Here is an 18,307-nt window from a genome sequence, read left to right as displayed (position 1 = left end):
CGCGCTCGCGATTCCCCCCTTTACCGTTCGGAGCCGCCATGTCGGAACAGATCAATCGTGTCGTCCTCGCTTATTCGGGCGGTCTCGACACCAGCGTCATCCTCAAATGGCTCCAGCAGACCTATCAATGCGAGGTGGTGACGTTCACCGCCGATCTCGGCCAGGGCGAGGAGCTCGAGCCGGCGCGCAAGAAAGCCGAGATGGCCGGGGTGAAGCCCGAGCACATCTTCATCGACGATCTGCGCGAGGAATTCGTCAAGGATTACGTCTTCCCGATGATGCGCGCCAACGCGCTCTATGAGGGACTGTATCTGCTCGGCACCTCGATCGCGCGGCCGCTGATCGCCAAGCGCCAGATCGAAATCGCCAAATTAGTCAACGCCGACGCGGTCAGCCACGGCGCGACCGGCAAGGGCAACGACCAGGTCCGCTTCGAGCTCGGCTATTACGCGCTCGCCCCCGACATCAAGGTGATCGCGCCGTGGCGCGAATGGGATCTGACCAGCCGCACCCGGCTGATCGAATTCGCCGAACAGCACCAGATCCCGGTTTCCAAGGACAAGCGCGGCGAAGCGCCGTTCTCGACCGATGCCAACCTTCTCCACACCTCGTCGGAGGGAAAGGTGCTCGAGGATCCGTGGGAGGAAGTGCCCGACTACGTCTATTCGCGCACCGACAATCCCGAGGACGCGCCCAACACACCCGAGATCATCACGATCGATTTCGAGCGCGGCGATGGCGTCGCGATCAATGGCGAAGGCATGTCGCCCGCGACCTTGCTGACCAAGCTCAACGAGCTCGGCAAGCGCCACGGCATCGGCCGGCTCGACCTGGTCGAGAACCGCTTCGTCGGCATGAAGTCGCGCGGCATGTACGAGACGCCGGGCGGCACCATCTATCACCTCGCGCATCGCGGCATCGAGCAGCTCACGCTCGACCGCGGCGCCGCGCACCTCAAGGACGAACTCGCGCCGCGTTATGCCGAGTTGATCTATAACGGCTTCTGGTTCTCGCCTGAGCGCGAAATGCTTCAGGCGGCAATCGACCATAGCCAGGAAAAGGTCACCGGCACGGTCCGGCTCAAGCTCTACAAGGGCGGTGTGTACGTGGTCGGCCGCAAATCGCCTTATTCGCTCTACAGCGAGAAGGTAGTGACGTTCGAGGACGATCAGGGCGCGTACGATCAGCGCGACGCGGCCGGGTTCATCAAGCTCAACGCGTTGCGGCTGCGGTTGCTCGGACGGCGCGATCGCTGACGCGAACTGCGCTTCGATCGAAGCGCAGTCGCCTCGGGGCTCCTGGTGATCGCCTGAATGCTCGACAGGACGCTCTAATCGCTCGCGTTTTAGGAGAGCGTTAACCATTTTGCCGGCAAGGCTCCTCCCGACCATCGCGGTTCGGGGGAAAGTAGACATGCGGGACGACCAGGCAGTCGATGTCGCGATCATCGGCGCCGGCCCGGCGGGCCTGACTGCCGCGTACCAGCTTACCAAGCTCGGTTATTCGGTTACCGTGATCGAGAAGGATCCGGTCTATGTCGGCGGCATCAGCCGCACGGTCGAGCATGACGGCTTCCGGTTCGATATCGGCGGCCACCGCTTCTTCTCGAAGTCGAAAGAGGTAGTCGATCTCTGGAACGAGATCCTGCCCGACGATTTCATCGAACGCCCGCGGATGAGCCGCATCTATTATGAGGGCAAATTCTACAGCTATCCGTTGCGCGGGTTCGAGGCGCTGATGAATCTCGGCATCTGGCGCTCGGCGATGTGCATGCTGAGCTATGCCAAGGCAAAAGCGTTTCCGACCAAGGATCCGCGCTCGTTCGAGCAATGGGTGGTCAACCAATTCGGCCACAAACTCTATTCGATCTTCTTCAAGACCTATACCGAGAAGGTCTGGGGAATGCCGTGCGACGAGATGTCGGCGGATTGGGCCGCGCAGCGCATCAAGGGATTGAGCCTGGGTGGCGCGGTGATCGACGGGCTCAAGCGTTCGCTCGGGCTCAACAAGCGGCGCAACGACGGCATGGCCGTCAAGACGTTGCTTGAGACCTTCCGCTATCCGCGCCAGGGGCCGGGCATGATGTGGGATGCGGCGCGCGACAAGGTGCTCGCCGGAGGCAACCGTGTGCTGATGGGAACCGCGCTGCATCAGATCAGCCAGGACCAGGCGACCGGACGCTGGCGCGTCGCGGCGCGCCGTGGCGACGAGATGCTGACGATCAATGCCGGCCATGTCATCTCGTCCGCGCCGATGCGCGAGCTGGCCGGACGGATCCACCCGTTGCCGGCGACTTTGCCCAATGCGCTCGACCTCAATTACCGCGACTTCCTGACGGTGGCGCTGATGATCCGGTCGGACGATTTGTTTCCCGATAATTGGATCTATATCCACGACCCGCGCGTGAAGGTCGGCCGCGTTCAGAATTTCCGCAGCTGGTCGCCCGAAATGGTGCCCGACGAAGCGCTTGCCTGTGTCGGCCTCGAATATTTCTGTTTCGAAGGCGATGGCCTGTGGTCGGCCTCGGACGACGATCTCGTCGCCTTGGCGACGAAGGAACTCGCGACCTTGGGGCTGGCGGATCCGGCCACCGTGGTCGGCGGCCGCGTCGTGCGGCAGGAAAAGGCCTATCCGGTCTATGACGACGGTTACCGGACGAATGTCGAAGAGATGCGCGGCGAGCTCGAAGCGCGCTATCCGACGCTCCATCTGGTCGGACGCAACGGCATGCATCGCTACAATAATCAGGATCACGCGATGATGACCGCGATGCTCACCGTCCGCAACATCCAGGCGGGCGAGCGCATCTACGATATCTGGGCAGTCAACGAAGACGCCGAATATCACGAGAGCGGCAATGAGGGCGAACGCGCCGCGCTGGCGTCCGAGCGGCTCGTGCCTGCCCGCCTCGGGGCAGCCGCGTGATGAACCGCGTCATGGCCTTGCTGTGGCGAGCGACCTATTTGCGCTATCTCGCCGCGAGCGCGGCCGCGCTCGGCGTCGATTTCTCGCTGTTCCTGGCGCTTCAAGCCAGCGGCATGCCGATCGCGCTCTTGTCGGCGCTCAGCTACAGCGCGGGCATTGTGATGCATTGGCTGATATCGAGCCGGCTGGTTTTCGCCGGTGAGCTGCGCGACGTCGGCATCGACCGCGCGCGGCAACAGGCGCTGTTCCTGCTCTCGGCCTTTGCCGGCCTGCTGATCACCGTCGCCATCGTCAGCCTCGCGGTCCAATTCGGGCTCGACGCCCGGCTGGCCAAGCTGATCGCGATCGCGGCGAGCTTCCAGGCCACGTATCTCTTGCGGGCGAAGATCGTATTCGCATGACCGCGCGGCGCTTTTGGCTGTCGGTCGCGGCGATCTGGGCGATCACGTCGGTTCTGCTCGTCGTCATCACCTGGAGCGCCGTTGTCGCATGGCGCTTTCCCGACCCCGACGACCAGATGCGGCTATTGCAGGTCCGCGACTGGCTGGCAGGGCAGAGCTGGTTCGATCTGACCCAGCATCGTCTCAACGATCCCGTCGGCGTGCCGATGCACTGGTCGCGCGTGGTCGATCTGCCGATCGCGGCGGTGATCGTGACGCTGCGGCCGCTGCTCGGCCAGCTGCTCGCCGAACATGTCGCCTTGGTGGTCGTGCCGCTGCTGACGCTCGGCGTGGTGATGGCGTTGGTGGCGGCGATCGCTCGACGGATGCTCGCCAATGACGGTGCAGCGCTGATGGCGGTGTGTATTACGCCCCTCGGCGTGGAAGTCCTCCACCAGCTTCGGCCGATGCGGATCGACCATCACGGCTGGCAGATGGCGACCGCGCTGCTCGCCGCTTATGCGCTGGTCGGCACCCCGACCCGCAAGGCGGGATTGCTGACCGGAGCGGCGATCGCGGTGTGGCTGTCGATCTCGCTCGAAGGCTTGCCGATGATCGCGGCGATCCTGGCGCTGGTCTCGTTGAAATGGGCGGTGACGCCGGCAAGTCGCGCGCTGCTGACGGCGACGGTGGCGGCCACCAGCCTGGGCGCCGTCTTCATCTTCCTGGTATCGCATCCGGCGAGCGCATGGCTGGTGTCGCCGTGCGATGCGGTGTCGCCAGTCTATCTCGCGATGCTCATGGCCGCGGCGGCAGGTACTATAGCCCTGACCGCGCTGCCGATCCGGACGATCGTCGGTCGTCTGGTGGGACTGGCGGGTGTCGGTCTGGCCGCGCTCGCGCCGCTTCCCTTGCTCGCGCCGCAATGCGCGGCGGGTCCGTTCGGCCAGCTCGATCCGCTGGTCCACCATTATTGGTACATGAACGTGGCCGAAGGCCTGCCGTTATGGGACCAGGCACCGTCCGTGATCGTCAACACGATCGCGCTTCCGTTGCTCGGGCTGGCCGGAGCCATGCTGGCGGTGAGGACAAGCGCCGGCGAAGAGCGTGCGCGCTGGATCACCTTATCGTTCCTGCTGGTGGCGGCGACGGCGGCGGCGATCTTCGTCCAGCGGTCGGGCGGCGTCGCCAATCTGTTGGCGATCGCGGGCGTGGTGCATCTGCTGCATCCGTTGCTCCTAAAGGCGCGGGCGATCGACAGCCTGCCCAAGCGGCTGGTAGCGACGTTGGGTGTCTTCGCCGCGGCGGCGCCCGGCGCCGTTTTCCATGTGTCGTCAACCGCCCTGGCGCCCGATCCACGCGTCGCGACGGTGCACCGGGCAATGGGGTGCCTCGACGCCAACGACATGCAGGCGCTCCACGCTTTGCCACGCGGCAACGTCCTCGCGCCGCTCGATATTTCGCCGACGATCCTGCTGCTCACACCGCACGACGCCGTCGCGAGCGGACATCATCGTGGCGCAACCGCCATGCATGATGTGATCGCGGCGTTTGTCGGCAGCGAGGATCAGGCGCACGCCATCATTCGCAGGCGGCGGATCGACTATGTCGCCTTCTGCCCCGGCCTGCCGGAGATCATGATCTACGAAGGCGAATCGCCGATAGGGTTCCTGGCCCGTCTCGATGCCGGCCGGACACCTGCCTGGCTGACGCCGATGGCGCTGCCCGGCTCGCCCGCCAAGGTTTGGCGCGTGCGTTGACCTTGCGGCGTGACCCCGCCCATGCCTAAAGCCGCGAGGATGGACGGCAGCGACAAACTTCAATGGTGGCAGACGCGCACCTTCGTGGTGGTGATGGCGTTATTGTCGATGGTGCCGCTGTTGTGGCCCGACATCCCGCCGCTGGTCGATCTGCCGGGCCATATGGGCCGCTACCGCGTCCAGGTCGATCTCCAGAATTATCCCTGGCTGCTCGACTGGTATAATTTCCAATGGTCGCTGATCGGCAATCTCGGCGTCGACCTGCTGGTAGAGATTCTTCATCCGATCTTCGGGCTCGAACTGTCGGTCAAGCTGATCGTGCTGTCGATCCCGCCGCTGATCGTGATCGGCCTGTTATGGATCGCCCGCGAAGTCCATGGGCGCATCCCGCCCACCGCCTTGTTCGCGTTGCCGCTCGCTTATTGCTACCCGCTGCAATTCGGCTTCGTGAACTTCATGCTGTCGATGGCCTGGGCGCTGCCGATGTTCGCGCTGTGGCTGCGGCTCGCGCGGCTCAAGAAGTTCCGGTTGCGCGCGATCATCTTCGTGCCGCTGTCGTGCATCCTGTGGGTCTGCCACACCTTCGGCTGGGGCGTGCTCGGCGTGCTCGCCTTCTCGGCGGAAATGGTTCGCGAGCACGATCGCATAAAGGACGAGGTCGGGGCGCGGATCGGACCGATCACGCGCGAAGGTGCCAAGCGCTGGGCGGTGGGATTCGTGCGCGCCGGGCTGCATTGCCTGCCGCTCTGCTTGCCGATGCTGCTGATGATCGCCTGGCGTAACGGCCAGCACGTGACCGGGGAGACCGGCGACTGGTTCAACTGGCAGGCCAAGATCAGCTGGCTGACGATGATGCTGCGCGATCGCTGGATGGCGTTCGACATCGCCTCGGTGGCGGTGATCGGGCTCGTCATCTACAAGGCGGTGCGCGACCCCAATTTCGAATATTCGCGTGCCGTCGGGCTCTCGACCTTGTTCCTGGTCGCGGTCTTCGTGCTGTTGCCGCGCATCGTATTCGGTTCGGCTTATGCCGATATGCGGCTGGCGCCGTTCATGGTGGCGATCGGGGTCATCGCGATCCGGCCCAAAAAAATGGTGTCGCCACGGACGATGAAGACGGTCGCGGTCCTTGGGCTTGCCTTCGTGCTGGTCCGCACGACCGCGACGACGGTCAGCTTCTACATTTTCGACCAGAATTACGACCGCGAGCTCAAGGCGCTCGACCATATCCCGGTCGGTGCGCGCCTGGTCAGCTTCGTCGGCAAGACCTGCAACAACGAATGGCTGATGAGCCGGCTCGAGCACCTGCCCGCGCTCGCGCTCGAGCGGAACGCTGCCTATACCAACGATCAATGGTCGATGCCCGGCGCGCAATTGCTCACGACCAAATATGTCGCCGCCGGGCACTTCTCGCACGACCCGTCGGAGATCGTCACCGAACGGCAATGCGCGCGCGAATGGTGGCGACCGATCGACCGCAGCCTCGCGCTCTTCCCGCGCCCGGCGTTCGACTATGTGTGGCTGATCACGCCGCCACCCTATCACGCCAAATACGTCCAGGACCTGACCCCGATCTGGCGCAGCGGCGACAGCGTGGTGTTCAAGGTCAACCATGTCGAGGTGGCGCCGCAGGCCAAGAGGAGCGACTTCCCGCTCCCGCCTAAGAGCAAGGTTCCCCTCTTCTGAACGGCGTGAGCTGCGCCAGATATTGCTGGTCGCTCTCGACGCCGGCGCGTTCGCGCGCCAGGAAATCGGCAATCGCACGGCGGAAATTGCGGTCGGGAATGTAATGCGCCGACCAGGTCGGCACGGGGACATAGCCGCGCGCCAATTTGTGCTCCCCTTGCGCGCCTGCTTCGACGGTCGACAGCCCGCGTGCGATCGCCGCATCGATCGCCTGATAATAGCATAGCTCGAAATGGAGGAAGGGCACGTCCTCGACGCATCCCCAATAGCGGCCGTACAGAGTATCGCTACCGATCAGGTTGAGCGCTCCCGCGATCGGGCGGCCGTCGCGCTCGGCCAGGATCAGCAGCACATGATCTGCCATCCGCTCACCCAGCAGTGAGAAGAATGGCCGCGTCAGATAGGGATGCCCCCATTTGCGGCTGCCGGTGTCCTGATAGAATGCCCAGAACGCGTCCCAATGCGCCTCGGTCAGCTCGGCGCCGGTGACATGGCGGATAGTCAGTCCCTCGACCGCCTTTGCGCGTTCCTGGCGAATCGCCTTGCGCTTGCGGCTGGCGAGCGCCGCCAGAAAATCGTCGAACGTCGCATAGCCATCATTCTGCCAATGGAATTGGGTGCCTTCGCGGATCAGCCAGCCCGCCGCCTCGAACAACGGTAGCTGGCCCGGGGCGACGAAGGTGGCGTGCGCCGAGCTCAGCCCGTTCTGATCGGTCAGCGCCTCGATCGCGCCGATCAGCGCGGGGGCCATCGTCTCGTCGCGCAGCAGCAGCCGCGGCCCCGGCACCGGGGTGAACGGCGCCGCTACCTGGAGCTTGGGATAATAATCGCCGCCGGCGCGCTCCCAGGCATCGGCCCAACCATGGTCGAAGACATATTCGCCCTGGCTGTGGCTCTTGGCATAGGCAGGTGCGATTGCCGCCGGGCGATCGTCGGCGCCGTCGACGATCACCGGCAGCGGTTGCCAGCCGGTGCCGCGGCCGACGCTGCCCGATTCTTCGAGGATCGAGAGGAAGTCGTGGCGCACGAACGGATTGCCGGTGCCGGCACAGGCGTCCCAATCGGCCGCCGCCACTTGCGACACGCCTTCAGAAATACGCGCGGTAATTGAGGCGCGACTCACGCGCCGCAGTCTTTCGTCACCCCGGTCTTGTGCCGGGGCCCAACGTGCCGCACTTCCTGCATACGCGGAATATGCGGATCGGTGGATGCCGGGACAAGCCCGGCATGACGTTTAGTTGGTTTAGTCGGCGAGCTTGACCACCGCGTCGACCTCGACCGCTGCTCCACGCGGCAGCGCCGCGACGCCGACCGCGCTGCGGGCATGCTTGCCGGCCTCGCCGAACAAAGCCTCCATCAGGTTCGAGGCGCCATTGGCGACTTCGGGCTGGTCGGTGAAATCGGGCGCCGAATTGACGAACACGCCCAGCTTGACGATCTGCTCGACCCGGCTGAGGTCACCGCCCAGGGCCGCCTTGATCTGCGCGACCAGCATCAGTCCGCACAATTCGGCGGCCTCCTGCCCCGCGACCTTGTCGACTCCGTCGCCCAACCGGCCGGTGACGACCTTGCCGTCCTTGAACGGCAGCTGGCCCGAAATGTGGAGCAGGCCATTGGCGTCGACCGTCGGTACGTAGGAGGCGACCGGCGCGGCCGGCGACGGCAGGCTCAGGCCCATTTCCTCCAGCTTGCGGTCGATACGGTCGGTCATGCGGAAATCCCTTCTGTTATGGCCGGCTGGTCGGCGGCGAAGCGCTGGGCGATCCAGTCGCGCGCTGCCCCCCAGTCGTCGATTCGTGCGTGCGCGTGCGCCGCGGGCGGCACTTGCGGTGCCATTGCGGGCTCGGCGACTAGGTGCAGCCGGTGGACTGTGGGGGCGTGCTTGGCAACCGATTCGTGGTGCGTCGCCAGATCATCGACGAAAACCGTGACCGGATTGCCATATTCCGCGACCAGCCGTGCTACGGGACCACCCTTGCCGCCCTGATTTGTTTCGACCCGGTGGCGGATGCCGTGCTGCGCCAATTGCTCGATGCGATGATCGCGGCAATGGTCGCCCAGATTGGTCAGGATGACGATGTCCGCGCTCTCGGACAGCGCCGCCAGCGCTTCGGCGGCGCCGGGGACCAGAGTCTGGCGTTCCATCTCGGCGGGAAAGAATTCGTCGAGCATTGCCCAGATCCGCTGATGCTCGACCGCGCTGCCATCGGCATGGGTCATGGCGATGAAACTGCCGGTTTCGTGCGCGAAGGCGATATCGTGGCGCTCGCGCAGCCAGGTGCCGAAATGGCGTACCATGTGCAGCAGCACTTCGTCGCAATCGCAGATCAACAAGGGGCGCGTCATGTATCGAGACTCCGGCGGGCGGCGACCAGCGCCTCGGGTTTGACGCCGAGTTCGGTCGCGCAAGCGACCAGATCGGGCTCGTGCGCTTCGAGGAATCCCAGCACTGCCGCCTGGGTACCGCGATTCGCGGCCGACCCGCGCAGGTCGTCGGCGTCGAGTCCGGTCAGGTCGAGCAATCGCCGCGCGCGCGCCGGATCGGCCAGCGTCCAGGCCAGCGCGTGCAATGCCAAGGTCGGGGCGTCGTTGGTGTCGGTGGGGTTCATTGCTATGTCGTGGTCCAAGGAGACCCCGTTGGCAAAGCGCGTGCTGGTTGTCGAGGACAACGAACTCAATCTGAAGCTGTTCTGCGATTTGCTGCGCGCGCACGAATTCGAGACCGAGCCGGTGCGCGACGGGCGCGAGGCGGTCGAGCGCGCGCGCGGCTTTGCGCCGGACCTCATCGTGATGGACATCCAGCTGCCCTATGTCAGCGGTTATGACCTCATCCTGCAGATCAAGGCGGACGAGGATCTGGGCAAGATCCCGATCATGGCGGTCACCGCTTATGCCGGGCGCGAGGATGAGGACCGCATCCGCGCCGCCGGCGCCGACGCCTATGTGTCCAAACCGATCTCGGTCGCGCGATTCGTCGAGGAAGTGAACGCGCTGCTCTGATTCCCTCTCCCGCTTGCGGGAGAGGGAGGGGCCCGCCGCGCAGCGGTGGGAGGGTGAGGGTCTTCTTTCTTCTTTTTTTTCGCGTTGTCCGCCCGGAAGAAGAAAGAAGACCCTCACCCAACCCTCTCCCGCACGCGAGAGAGGGCTTAAAAACGAAAAGGCCGCGAGGGTTTCCCCTGCGGCCCTGGGTCCCCGCCTTCGCGGGGATAAGCAAGCCTGGCGGCTTACTTAATCTTCGCTTCCTTGAACTCGACATGCTTGCGCACGACGGGATCGTATTTGCGGAACGACAGCTTCTCGGTCTGGGTGCGCGGATTCTTCTTCGTGACGTAGAAGAAGCCGGTGTCGGCCGAGCTGACGAGCTTGATCTTGACGGTGGTCGGCTTGGCCATGACCCAAATTCCTGCTGGTTGAAATACAAAAGCGGCGGACGTGCCGCCGCTTGTCAGGGGCGGGCCATTGGCCCAGCCGAGGAGGATTGTCAAGCGCGAGGGGCTTTAACACCCCCTTTACCATATCGGTAGCACTCTCGCGCAAGCGAAGCGGGAGTAGGGGAAATGGGGTTTTCTGCTCGTAATGACGATCTCGCCGCGCGGATCGCGCGGCTCGACCTGATGGCCCGGCATGTGCGTCCGCGCGACCTCGTCGTCGAAGTCGATTCGATCCGCTGTGTGGCCGAAGCGGCGGGCATATTGCCCGTTGTGGCGGTGGCGCACGCGCTCGAATCGGCGTTGGGACGCGGCGAAAGCGGGGTGATCGTGCGCGGCTGGATCGCGATGCTGACCGAAGCGGTCGGCTGCGGCCAGACCGACGCGCAGACCGGCCATGTCTTCCTCGCCGCCGGTGCGATGCGACTGGGCGGCTAATGGATTCATTGATGGCGGCGCTGGTTGCCGCCTTGCTGATTCGCGCGACCGATCCGACCGCGACCTATGTCGCGTGTGTCGCCGATCGCTCTCGCAAGACCGGCGCGGTGCTGGCCGGTGCCCTGGTCGCGATGCTGATCACGCATGCGATTGCCGCGGTCGCGGGCTTCTTCCTTGCACCGCATCTCACCCCCAATCCGAAGCGGCTGTTCGTCGCTTTCGCCCTACTCGCTGCGGCAAGCGGCGGGATCTGGCCGGGCAAGCCGATCGAGCCGGGCGAGAGGCGCCATCCATTCTGGACCGTCGCCGCCCGGCTGATCGCCGGCGGGTGGAGCGGCCGCACCGAATTCGTCACCCTCGCGCTGGCGATGAGCGGCACCGCCGCGCTTGCCGGGATCGGCGGGTTCATCGGCAGCGCCATCGTGCTCGGGTTCGCGGCGATCGGCGGCGACATGGTCTGGCGCACCTTGCCCCACCGCGCGATCGGCATCGTCCTCGGCGGATTGCTGGCGATCGCCGGCTTCTGGCTGGCCTTTTCCGCGCTGCGGCTGATCTAGCGCGTCGATCACTCTGCCCGGCATTTTCGTGCGGCAAGGAGCGGAGCCAATCCTATATTGATCCGTTGTCGCAACGATTCTTTCGCTCAACGGAGACACCATGCCCAACGCCGATCTCAAGACTCCGACCGATTTGTCGTCCAACGCCGCGAAAAGCGTGAAGGACGCGCTCAACACGATCCTGGCCGATTCGTTCGCGCTCTATCTGAAAACCAAGAATTTCCACTGGCACGTCTCGGGCCCGCATTTCCGCGACTATCATCTGATGCTCGACGAACAGGCGGCGGAGATCTTCGCCTCCACCGACGACATCGCCGAGCGGGTGCGCAAGACCGGCAACGTTACCCTGCGCTCGATCGGCGATATCGCCCGGCACCAGACGCTCAAGGACAATGAGAAGGATTTCGTCGCGCCCGACGACATGCTCAAGGAATTGCGCAACGATAACCTCAAGCTGGTCGAAAGCCTGCGCGAGGCGAAGGACATTGCCGACACGGCCAAGGACAATGCCACCAGCGCGATGATCGACGACTGGACCGACCAGGCCGAACGCCGCGCCTGGTTCCTGTTCGAGGCTGGGCGCAAGGCGTAACCTCTCGAGATTCCCCTCCCTCGTGGGGGGGGGGGGAATCATGTGGCTTCACCCTTCCAGCGTGATCAGCCAGAGATCGGGCGGCGCGCCGAATCGCAGCGGCGGGCCGCTGGTGCCGAGCCCTCCGGTCACGATCACCGCGAGCCCCGGGTCGATCACCAGGCCGCAGCGATAGCGGTTCTTGAAGCGCGAGACGGTCGTGATCGGCCCATAGAAGGGCAGTACGCCCTGGCCGCAATGCGTATGTCCCGCGAGCAGCAGATGTACGTCCCCCGGCAATCGCGGTGCAATGTCGGGCGAATGGGTCAGGATGACGCGCGCGCCCTCGAATGGGCGCAGCTTGGCCATGGTCGCGGCGATGTTGGCGTGCTTGGTATAATCATCGTCGACCCCCCCGATCGCGATCGGCCCGCGCGCGGTGACGTCGTTGACCAGGACGGTGATCCGCGCCTGGGCCAACAGACTGGTCACGTCATCGGGCCCGGTCCAGTGATCGTGATTGCCCAGCACAGCGACGACGCCGAGCGGCGGATGCAGTTTCTTGAGCGGCGCGACCAGCGCCTGCCCCTTGGCCTTCGCGCTGTGCGGATCCTTGCCGTAGATGAAGTCGCCGGCGATCATCACGATATCGGGATTGAGCGCGTTGATCTGGTCGACGATGCGGCTCAGCCGAGCCTCGTCCATCGCGTGGCTGCCGATATGCACGTCGCTGATCAGCACGGCGCGGACCGGCTTTATTCCCTTGGGCCAGCGCGGCAGCTTGATCGTCGCGGTGCGCACCACGGGATCCCACCGCGCCTCGGCACGCGCATAGAGATAGAATCCTGCCACGATCAGCAACAGGATGAGGACGGCCTTGAGCAGCTTGCGCATGGTCGAACGCCTAGGAGGCGCGCGGGCGGCGGGCAATGACTCCTAAATCCCGCCCGTTCCGGGGGGGGGGTTTAGGAGCCGCTCTGGTGGAACCGTTACGCGAGCGCCATGTTGGTCGCGACATGCACGCTTTCGCGCAGCTCCTCGATTCGCTGATCTACACGCGGTCGCGCAACGCCAAGCTCAAGCTGATCGGCGATTATCTCAAGGCGACCCCGGATCCCGATCGCGGCTGGGCGATCGCGGCGCTGACCGGCGATCTCGATCTTCCCGCGGTCAAGCCGGCGGTGATCCGCGCGCTGATCGAGGAGCGCGTCGACCCGGTGCTGTTCCGGATGAGCCGCGACTATGTCGGCGACACGGCGGAGACGATCGCCTTGCTGTGGCCTGGCGCCGATGACGGCAACGGCGAGCCGTTGTCGGTCGGCCAAGTGGTCGACACGCTCAATTCGCTGTCGCGCTCGGATGCACCGGCCGCGCTTGCCGCGATGCTCGACCGGATGGATGCCGAAGAGCGGTTCGCGTTGCTGAAGATGGCGACCGGCGCGCTCAGGATCGGCGTCTCGGCGCGTCTCGCCAAAACCGCGCTCGCTCAGGCATTCGGCGTCGCGGTCGAGGCGGTCGAGGAAGTCTGGCACGCAATCCGCCCGCCTTACGCCGAATTGTTCGACTGGGTCGAAGGCCGCGGCCCGCAGCCGACCGCCGCCGACGTGCCCGTATTCCGCCCGTTCATGCTCGCGCATCCGCTCGAGGAAGGCACGGTCGACCTGGCCGATTATGCCGCGGAATGGAAATGGGACGGCATTCGCGTCCAGCTCGTCCATGTCGGCGGCGAGACTCGGCTTTATAGCCGCGCGGGCGACGATATTACGGGCAGCTTTCCCGACATCGCCGCAGCGTTTCGCTCGCCCGGGGTGCTCGACGGCGAATTGATGGTGAAGGGCGAGGCGCAGGGTAGTGCACTCGAGGAAGGGGCGGGCGCCGCCAGTTTCAATGCCTTGCAACAGCGGCTGGGGCGCAAGATCGTGTCGGCGAAGATGCTCGATGAATATCCAGCCTTCGTCCGCCTCTACGACATATTGTTCGATGGTAGCGAGGACCTCCGCGCGCTCGCCTGGACCAATCGCCGCGCGCGGCTCGAAAGCTTCGCCGCAGGGCTCGACTCCGAGCGCTTCGACGTCAGCGTCCTGATCGAAGCGAAGGATTTCGCCGCGCTCGAGGAAATCCGCGCCGGTGCGCGCGATGCCGCGATCGAGGGCGTGATGCTCAAGCGGCGCGACTCGGATTACGTCGCCGGCCGCCGCACCGGCTTGTGGTACAAATGGAAACGCGATCCGCTGACCGCCGATTGCGTGATGATGTACGCGCAGCGCGGCAATGGCCGGCGCTCGTCCTTCTACAGCGACTATACGTTCGGCTGCTGGACCGAGGAGGGCGAGTTGCTGCCGGTCGGCAAGGCCTATTCGGGGATCACCGATGACGAGCTCAAATGGCTCGACAGCTTCGTCCGCAACCACACGATCAACCGTTTCGGCCCGGTGCGCGAAGTCGAGAAGACCCTGGTCCTCGAAGTCGCGTTCGATTCGATCCATGAGTCGAAACGCCACAAATCGGGCCTCGCGATGCGCTTCCCGCGCATCCATCGCATCCGCACGGACAAGCCGGCGGCCGAAGCGGATACGATCGCCGGGATCAGGAAGCTGGTGACCTGAGAGAGTCTCCGATTATCGTCGGCCACCGGTCAAGCCGCCGGCCGCCAATGCCCACCAGCAGATGAACGGCTGGGCGAACAGGCGCGGATAATGATAGGCCCAGCCCAGCCCAGTGCCGGTCGACAGATCGTGGACCGCGTGAAGGATGTTCGCCGGATAGACGCAGGCAGCATAGAGCGCGAGCGCCACGCCTGCGGCTGCTCGGGTTAGTGGCACGAACAGGCCGACTGCTCCGGCGAGCTCGGCAACACCGGTCAGCCTGACGATGACGAGAGGATATGGAAGCGCCAGCGGCATGACCGGCATGAAGAGGTCCGGTCGCGCTATATGTATCGCTCCAGCCAGCAGATAGAGCGGCGCGATGGTGCCACGGGCCAAGTCGGCGCGCCTCACCTGCATCTCTTCCCGTTCGTCATGTCAGGATCGGCAATGGTGGAGACACGCCCATCCGAATAGCGTGCGACGATGGCAAACGGCACATAAGCTTAGGCGCAACGACCGCGGCGGCTGGAATCTTCTGCATGGCATTTTCCGATCGAGTTTGCCGGATGCCGCCACATCTCGGTTTGGTGCGACGTCGACCGCATGAGGGACCGGCGCCGGGGGAATGACGCCGGTCCCTCGCTGCCCCGGCAGGAATTAGGGCAGCATGACGGTGTCGATGACGTGGATCACGCCATTCGATTGCATTACGTTGGCGATGGTGATCATTCCGGTGTCGCCTTTGTCGTCCATGACCGCCCAGCCGGCGCCCATCTTCTTGAACTTGAGCATCCCGCCCTGGACCGTCGCGTAGCTGGCGACGCCGCCGTCCTTCTTGGCCTTGGCCGCGATCATCGCCGCGGTGATCCGGCCCGGCACGACGTGATAGGTCAGCACCGAGGTCAACTGGCCCTTGTTCTCGGGCTTGAGCAACGTGTCGACCGTTCCAGCGGGCAGCTTGGCGAATGCCGCGTTGGTCGGCGCGAAGACGGTGAACGGGCCCTTACCCGACAAGGTGTCGACCAGCCCGGCGGCCTTGACCGCGGCGACCAGCGTGGTGTGGTCCTTCGAATTGACCGCATTCTGAACGATATTCTTGGTCGGATACATGGCGGCACCGCCGACCATCGGGTTCTTCATCGCGGCGACGCCTGCGCCTGCGCCGGCGACCAATGCGGTCGCGAGCATCAATTTACGGATTGCCTTCATGTCCCTGTCTCCTGAAGCACGCCATTTGGCGCGTGCGACTGGAGGTACGGAGGTGGGGCTCCGGCGGATGCAGCTGCCGGGAACAATTCTGTCCCGTTTATTGAATTCGCTCAGGCGATCGAGAGTTTTCCGCTCGCCACGACCGGCCCGGTCGGCAGCCCGGTTGGTGACCCGCCGAGCGGCTCGATCGATACCGCCAGCATGATGCCGGCCTTCAGGGCGCGGCGTTTCTCCATCGGCAGCACCATGCGCGACGGCCCGGTCGATGCCAGCATTCCCATCGGCTTGGGTACGCCATCGCCGCCGATCATCCAGAGCTGGGCGGTCTTGCCTGCCGGCGCCATCGCCGCCCCGCCGACACGCATCTCGCCCGTCGTCATGTCGACCATCGCCGGGACCGCGGCAGATTTATCGCTCATCATCAGCGACGCGACCATCAGGTGGTGCGGCGCAACCGCGACCGGCGGTGTCGGTCGCAGGACGATGAACAAGGCGAGCATCGCGGCGATCGCGGTGACCATCGCGGCAATCGGCCAGCGCGTGCGCCGATTTGGCGCTGGCGCGGCGGGCTGGTCGAGTTGCGCGAGGCGAGCAGCGACCGATTCGGGGGCAGCGACTTCCGGATAATCGTCGAACAACCCTGCCAGCCGCTGGCGCCACTCCTCGACCTCGCGCGCGAAGGCAGGATCGGCCAGCACCCGTCGCAGCGCCGAGGCGCGTTCCTCGCCATCGAGCAGGCCGAGCGCGAGTTCGGCGGCGGTCATATCGGGATCGGGAGCGTCAGGCGTCATCGACACATCCCCTCAGCTGGAGCAGGCCGCGCCGCATGATGCTCTTCATCGTGCCAAGCGGCACGTTCTCGCGCTCGGCCAGTTCGGCATAGGTCACCCCATCGAAGAACGCCGTTCGGATGGCATCGCGCGCGCGTTCGTCGAGTGCGTCGAGGCAATCGTGCAGCCGTTGCGACTCCTGGTCGCGCTCGGCGATCTCGCGCTGGTCGGGGGACAAGTCCGCTACCAAAGCCGCCTCTTCGATCGGGTGCGCGGGCCGCGCACCACGCGCCCGCACCCAGTCGATCGCCTTGTTGCGCGCGATCGTCGCCAGCCACGAGATCGGGCTGGCGCGCCCGGGCTCATAGGCGCCGGCGCGTTTCCAGATCGTGATATAAACGTCGTGCAATACATCTTCGGCAGCGCTCCGCTCTCCACAGATACGCAGGCAAATGCCGAAAAGCTTCGCCGACGTCAGCCGGTACACATCCTGCAACGCCGCGCGATCCTCCTGCCCGGCGCGCACCAACGCCTCGGTCAGGCGGGCGCGCGCGGCGGCGGGGTCGGTGGGTGAACGCACGCCGCATGACTAGACGTCAGCGGCGGCGCACGCAATTAGGGTGACGATGACCGTCATGCTAGCGCCGCTGCTGATGATCGCCTCGGGGTCGGTTCACGCGGTAGTCAATGCCATCGTCAAAGGCGGCAAGGACAAGATGGCGTCGCGCGCAATGACCGACGGATCGGCGGCGATCATCCTGCTTCCCGCCTTGCTGCTCGTACCGCTGCCGCACGGCGCCTGGACCTGGCTCGCGGCGACGGCGCTGGTCCATGCGCTTTATCTCTACGCGCTGATCCGGGCGTACCAGGTCAGCGACTTCTCTTCGGCCTATCCCGTGTTGCGCGGCACCGCGCCGCTGGTCACGGCGGGCGTGACGCTCGGGCTGCTCGGCGATCATGTCTCGACCATGAGCATCGCCGGGATCGCGCTGATCGGCATCTCGATGTTCGTGCTGGCGATCGGCCGTCACCTCAGCCGGGCCGGGTTCGGCTGGGCAGTGCTGACGGGGTTCACCATCGCCGCCTATACGGTGATCGATGCCGCCGGTGTGCGCGCGGCGCCGACGCCGTTCAGCTATATCGCCTGGATGTTCGTGACCATGGGGCTGGTCATCGTTGGACTGTTCGCGATCCTGACGCGCGGCACCTTGTTCGCATCGATGCGCCAGCAATGGCGACCGGGCGCGATCGCCGGCGCGCTATCGATCCTGACCTATGGTCTTGCGCTCTATGCGCTGTCGATCGGTCCGACCGCGCCGCTCGCCGCGTTGCGCGAGACGGGGATGGTCACCGCATTGGTCATCGCTGTCGTGTTTCTGAAGGAGCGGGTGACGGTCGGACGGGGATTGGCGGTGCTGGGGATTCTGGCTGGGGCCGGGCTGATCTTGCGGGGGTAGCAGAAAAATCCTCCCCGCTTGCGGGGAGTGGGACCGCTCGCGAAGCGAGTGGTGGAGGGGGGCTCTCCACATCTGCGTCGCTTGATGCCCGCCCCTTCCACCAAGCCGCTGCGCGTCTTGGTCCCCTCCCCGTAAACGGGGAGGATTTATACACCCAAAATGAAAAACGCCCGGCCCGCACTTGGCGGACCGGGCCTTTTCAAAAGCAGAACCGTTAGGACGATTAGATCGACGTCAGGTTCACGGCGGCATATTTGCCGCGACGATTGTCGACCTCGAGCTCGAATTCGAGCCGATCGCCTTCGTTCAGGCTGGTCATGCCGGCGCGTTCGACCGCCGAGATATGGACGAACGCATCGGGCTGGCCGTCATCGCGCTGAATGAAGCCGAAGCCCTTCATCGCATTGAAGAACTTGACCGTGCCGGTCGCCTTCTCGCCCGTCAGCTCGCGGCCACCGCCGCCAGCGCCACCGGCGGCGCCACGCGGGCCGGCGTCGCGATCACGCGGCGGGCCGCGGTCGGTCACCGGCATCGGCTC

The 18,307-nt window shown here is 65.1% G+C and carries 22 protein-coding genes; 11 read left to right on the top strand and 11 right to left on the bottom strand.

Annotated features, from left to right (window positions below; translation table 11 throughout):
* The first annotated feature begins 38 nt into the window (after positions 1 to 38).
* The 5 genes from SAS01S_RS12070 (at position 39) to SAS01S_RS12050 (ending at position 6,751) form a co-directional block, all read left to right on the top strand.
* On the top strand, positions 39 to 1,256 hold the full coding sequence (locus SAS01S_RS12070; protein ID WP_066808240.1) for an argininosuccinate synthase: 1,218 nt from the start codon (positions 39 to 41) through the stop codon (positions 1,254 to 1,256).
* Positions 1,257 to 1,413: 157 nt separating this feature from the next.
* Complete coding sequence (locus tag SAS01S_RS12065) at positions 1,414 to 2,925, top strand: NAD(P)/FAD-dependent oxidoreductase (protein WP_066808238.1); 1,512 nt, start codon at positions 1,414 to 1,416, stop codon at positions 2,923 to 2,925.
* Entirely contained in the window at positions 2,925 to 3,326 is a 402-nt protein-coding gene (locus SAS01S_RS12060; protein WP_066808236.1) for a GtrA family protein, read from the top strand. Before SAS01S_RS12065 ends, SAS01S_RS12060 begins: the two co-directional genes overlap by 1 nt.
* Entirely contained in the window at positions 3,323 to 5,065 is a 1,743-nt protein-coding gene (locus tag SAS01S_RS12055) for a hypothetical protein (RefSeq protein WP_066808234.1), read from the top strand. The genes SAS01S_RS12060 and SAS01S_RS12055 overlap by 4 nt, the downstream gene beginning before the upstream one ends.
* Before the next feature lie 39 nt (positions 5,066 to 5,104).
* Positions 5,105 to 6,751, top strand: coding sequence for a hypothetical protein (locus SAS01S_RS12050; protein WP_066808232.1), 1,647 nt, complete (start codon positions 5,105 to 5,107; stop codon positions 6,749 to 6,751).
* Here the strand turns inward: SAS01S_RS12050 and SAS01S_RS12045 are convergent.
* From SAS01S_RS12045 to SAS01S_RS12030, 4 genes are all read right to left on the bottom strand, one after another.
* The gene (locus SAS01S_RS12045) at positions 6,726 to 7,874 is read right to left on the bottom strand and encodes a GNAT family N-acetyltransferase (protein ID WP_066808230.1); all 1,149 of its coding nucleotides are present in this window, start codon (positions 7,872 to 7,874) and stop codon (positions 6,726 to 6,728) included. The two genes, SAS01S_RS12050 and SAS01S_RS12045, sit on opposite strands and share 26 nt — an antisense overlap.
* 120 nt (positions 7,875 to 7,994) lie before the next feature.
* Complete coding sequence (locus tag SAS01S_RS12040; RefSeq protein ID WP_066808228.1) at positions 7,995 to 8,462, bottom strand: RidA family protein; 468 nt, start codon at positions 8,460 to 8,462, stop codon at positions 7,995 to 7,997.
* Positions 8,459 to 9,097 (bottom strand): hypothetical protein, encoded by a 639-nt coding sequence (locus SAS01S_RS12035; RefSeq protein WP_066808226.1) that lies wholly within the window; start codon positions 9,095 to 9,097, stop codon positions 8,459 to 8,461. The genes SAS01S_RS12040 and SAS01S_RS12035 overlap by 4 nt, the downstream gene beginning before the upstream one ends.
* A complete protein-coding gene (locus SAS01S_RS12030) occupies positions 9,094 to 9,360 on the bottom strand; it encodes a DUF3572 domain-containing protein (protein WP_066808224.1) in 267 nt (88 codons plus the stop codon). Before SAS01S_RS12030 ends, SAS01S_RS12035 begins: the two co-directional genes overlap by 4 nt.
* 28 nt (positions 9,361 to 9,388) lie before the next feature.
* Between SAS01S_RS12030 and SAS01S_RS12025 the strand changes: the two genes are divergently transcribed.
* A complete protein-coding gene (locus SAS01S_RS12025; protein ID WP_066808290.1) occupies positions 9,389 to 9,751 on the top strand; it encodes a response regulator in 363 nt (120 codons plus the stop codon).
* Positions 9,752 to 9,975: 224 nt separating this feature from the next.
* Here the strand turns inward: SAS01S_RS12025 and rpmG are convergent, their stop codons facing one another.
* The gene (rpmG, locus tag SAS01S_RS12020; RefSeq protein ID WP_066808222.1) at positions 9,976 to 10,143 is read right to left on the bottom strand and encodes a 50S ribosomal protein L33; all 168 of its coding nucleotides are present in this window, start codon (positions 10,141 to 10,143) and stop codon (positions 9,976 to 9,978) included.
* Positions 10,144 to 10,308: 165 nt separating this feature from the next.
* Here rpmG and SAS01S_RS12015 point away from each other — a divergent pair, with 165 nt between their 5' ends.
* The 3 genes from SAS01S_RS12015 to SAS01S_RS12005 all read left to right on the top strand — a co-directional run bounded on the left by SAS01S_RS12015 (position 10,309) and on the right by SAS01S_RS12005 (position 11,766).
* Positions 10,309 to 10,617 carry a hypothetical protein gene (locus tag SAS01S_RS12015; protein WP_066808220.1) on the top strand — a complete coding sequence of 103 codons (309 nt, stop codon included), beginning with the start codon at positions 10,309 to 10,311 and terminating at the stop codon, positions 10,615 to 10,617.
* An 11-nt stretch (positions 10,618 to 10,628) separates the two neighbouring features.
* Positions 10,629 to 11,174 carry a TMEM165/GDT1 family protein gene (locus SAS01S_RS12010; RefSeq protein ID WP_157082789.1) on the top strand — a complete coding sequence of 182 codons (546 nt, stop codon included), beginning with the start codon at positions 10,629 to 10,631 and terminating at the stop codon, positions 11,172 to 11,174.
* A gap of 100 nt (positions 11,175 to 11,274) precedes the next feature.
* Positions 11,275 to 11,766 carry a Dps family protein gene (locus SAS01S_RS12005; RefSeq protein ID WP_066808216.1) on the top strand — a complete coding sequence of 164 codons (492 nt, stop codon included), beginning with the start codon at positions 11,275 to 11,277 and terminating at the stop codon, positions 11,764 to 11,766.
* 48 nt (positions 11,767 to 11,814) lie between these two features.
* On the opposite strand, the gene SAS01S_RS12000 is transcribed toward SAS01S_RS12005, so the two are convergent.
* On the bottom strand, positions 11,815 to 12,639 hold the full coding sequence (locus SAS01S_RS12000) for a metallophosphoesterase (RefSeq protein WP_066808215.1): 825 nt from the start codon (positions 12,637 to 12,639) through the stop codon (positions 11,815 to 11,817).
* A 122-nt stretch (positions 12,640 to 12,761) separates the two neighbouring features.
* Here SAS01S_RS12000 and SAS01S_RS11995 point away from each other — a divergent pair, with 122 nt between their 5' ends.
* Positions 12,762 to 14,351, top strand: a complete 1,590-nt coding sequence (locus SAS01S_RS11995) for a cisplatin damage response ATP-dependent DNA ligase (RefSeq protein ID WP_066808214.1) — start codon at positions 12,762 to 12,764, stop codon at positions 14,349 to 14,351.
* 12 nt (positions 14,352 to 14,363) lie between these two features.
* Here SAS01S_RS11995 and SAS01S_RS11990 read toward each other — a convergent pair whose 3' ends face one another.
* From SAS01S_RS11990 to SAS01S_RS11975, 4 genes are all read right to left on the bottom strand, one after another.
* Positions 14,364 to 14,750 (bottom strand): DoxX family protein, encoded by a 387-nt coding sequence (locus SAS01S_RS11990; protein ID WP_066808213.1) that lies wholly within the window; start codon positions 14,748 to 14,750, stop codon positions 14,364 to 14,366.
* Positions 14,751 to 14,990: 240 nt separating this feature from the next.
* On the bottom strand, positions 14,991 to 15,542 hold the full coding sequence (locus SAS01S_RS11985; protein WP_066808212.1) for a fasciclin domain-containing protein: 552 nt from the start codon (positions 15,540 to 15,542) through the stop codon (positions 14,991 to 14,993).
* Positions 15,543 to 15,652: 110 nt separating this feature from the next.
* Positions 15,653 to 16,333 carry an anti-sigma factor gene (locus SAS01S_RS11980; RefSeq protein ID WP_084238899.1) on the bottom strand — a complete coding sequence of 227 codons (681 nt, stop codon included), beginning with the start codon at positions 16,331 to 16,333 and terminating at the stop codon, positions 15,653 to 15,655.
* On the bottom strand, positions 16,323 to 16,892 hold the full coding sequence (locus SAS01S_RS11975; RefSeq protein WP_066808209.1) for a sigma-70 family RNA polymerase sigma factor: 570 nt from the start codon (positions 16,890 to 16,892) through the stop codon (positions 16,323 to 16,325). Before SAS01S_RS11975 ends, SAS01S_RS11980 begins: the two co-directional genes overlap by 11 nt.
* A gap of 46 nt (positions 16,893 to 16,938) precedes the next feature.
* Between SAS01S_RS11975 and SAS01S_RS11970 the strand changes: the two genes are divergently transcribed.
* Positions 16,939 to 17,769 (top strand): EamA family transporter, encoded by an 831-nt coding sequence (locus SAS01S_RS11970; RefSeq protein ID WP_066808207.1) that lies wholly within the window; start codon positions 16,939 to 16,941, stop codon positions 17,767 to 17,769.
* A 223-nt stretch (positions 17,770 to 17,992) separates the two neighbouring features.
* Here SAS01S_RS11970 and SAS01S_RS23280 read toward each other — a convergent pair.
* Positions 17,993 to 18,307: cold-shock protein (locus SAS01S_RS23280; RefSeq protein WP_281179324.1), on the bottom strand; the 315-nt coding region annotated here is incomplete at its 5' end.

The organism is Sphingomonas asaccharolytica NBRC 15499 (assembly GCF_001598355.1).
Classification (GTDB): Bacteria; Pseudomonadota; Alphaproteobacteria; order Sphingomonadales; family Sphingomonadaceae; genus Sphingomonas; species Sphingomonas asaccharolytica.
This window is presented reverse-complemented; position numbering and strand designations above follow the sequence as displayed.

Bases quoted from the DNA above. Each gene is read 5' to 3' on its own strand.
- SAS01S_RS12070 (WP_066808240.1), top strand. From the start codon at position 39: ATGTCGGAACAGATCAATCGTGTCGTCCTCGCTTATTCGGGCGGTCTC.
- SAS01S_RS12065 (WP_066808238.1), top strand. From the start codon at position 1,414: ATGCGGGACGACCAGGCAGTCGATGTCGCGATCATCGGCGCCGGCCCG.
- SAS01S_RS12060 (WP_066808236.1), top strand. From the start codon at position 2,925: ATGAACCGCGTCATGGCCTTGCTGTGGCGAGCGACCTATTTGCGCTAT.
- SAS01S_RS12055 (WP_066808234.1), top strand. From the start codon at position 3,323: ATGACCGCGCGGCGCTTTTGGCTGTCGGTCGCGGCGATCTGGGCGATC.
- SAS01S_RS12050 (WP_066808232.1), top strand. From the start codon at position 5,105: ATGGACGGCAGCGACAAACTTCAATGGTGGCAGACGCGCACCTTCGTG.
- SAS01S_RS12040 (WP_066808228.1), bottom strand. From the start codon at position 8,462: ATGACCGACCGTATCGACCGCAAGCTGGAGGAAATGGGCCTGAGCCTG.
- SAS01S_RS12035 (WP_066808226.1), bottom strand. From the start codon at position 9,097: ATGACGCGCCCCTTGTTGATCTGCGATTGCGACGAAGTGCTGCTGCAC.
- SAS01S_RS12030 (WP_066808224.1), bottom strand. From the start codon at position 9,360: ATGAACCCCACCGACACCAACGACGCCCCGACCTTGGCATTGCACGCG.
- rpmG (WP_066808222.1), bottom strand. From the start codon at position 10,143: ATGGCCAAGCCGACCACCGTCAAGATCAAGCTCGTCAGCTCGGCCGAC.
- SAS01S_RS12015 (WP_066808220.1), top strand. From the start codon at position 10,309: ATGGGGTTTTCTGCTCGTAATGACGATCTCGCCGCGCGGATCGCGCGG.
- SAS01S_RS12010 (WP_157082789.1), top strand. From the start codon at position 10,629: ATGGCGGCGCTGGTTGCCGCCTTGCTGATTCGCGCGACCGATCCGACC.
- SAS01S_RS12005 (WP_066808216.1), top strand. From the start codon at position 11,275: ATGCCCAACGCCGATCTCAAGACTCCGACCGATTTGTCGTCCAACGCC.
- SAS01S_RS12000 (WP_066808215.1), bottom strand. From the start codon at position 12,639: ATGCGCAAGCTGCTCAAGGCCGTCCTCATCCTGTTGCTGATCGTGGCA.
- SAS01S_RS11995 (WP_066808214.1), top strand. From the start codon at position 12,762: ATGCACGCTTTCGCGCAGCTCCTCGATTCGCTGATCTACACGCGGTCG.
- SAS01S_RS11990 (WP_066808213.1), bottom strand. From the start codon at position 14,750: ATGCAGGTGAGGCGCGCCGACTTGGCCCGTGGCACCATCGCGCCGCTC.
- SAS01S_RS11985 (WP_066808212.1), bottom strand. From the start codon at position 15,542: ATGAAGGCAATCCGTAAATTGATGCTCGCGACCGCATTGGTCGCCGGC.
- SAS01S_RS11980 (WP_084238899.1), bottom strand. From the start codon at position 16,333: ATGACGCCTGACGCTCCCGATCCCGATATGACCGCCGCCGAACTCGCG.
- SAS01S_RS11970 (WP_066808207.1), top strand. From the start codon at position 16,939: ATGACCGTCATGCTAGCGCCGCTGCTGATGATCGCCTCGGGGTCGGTT.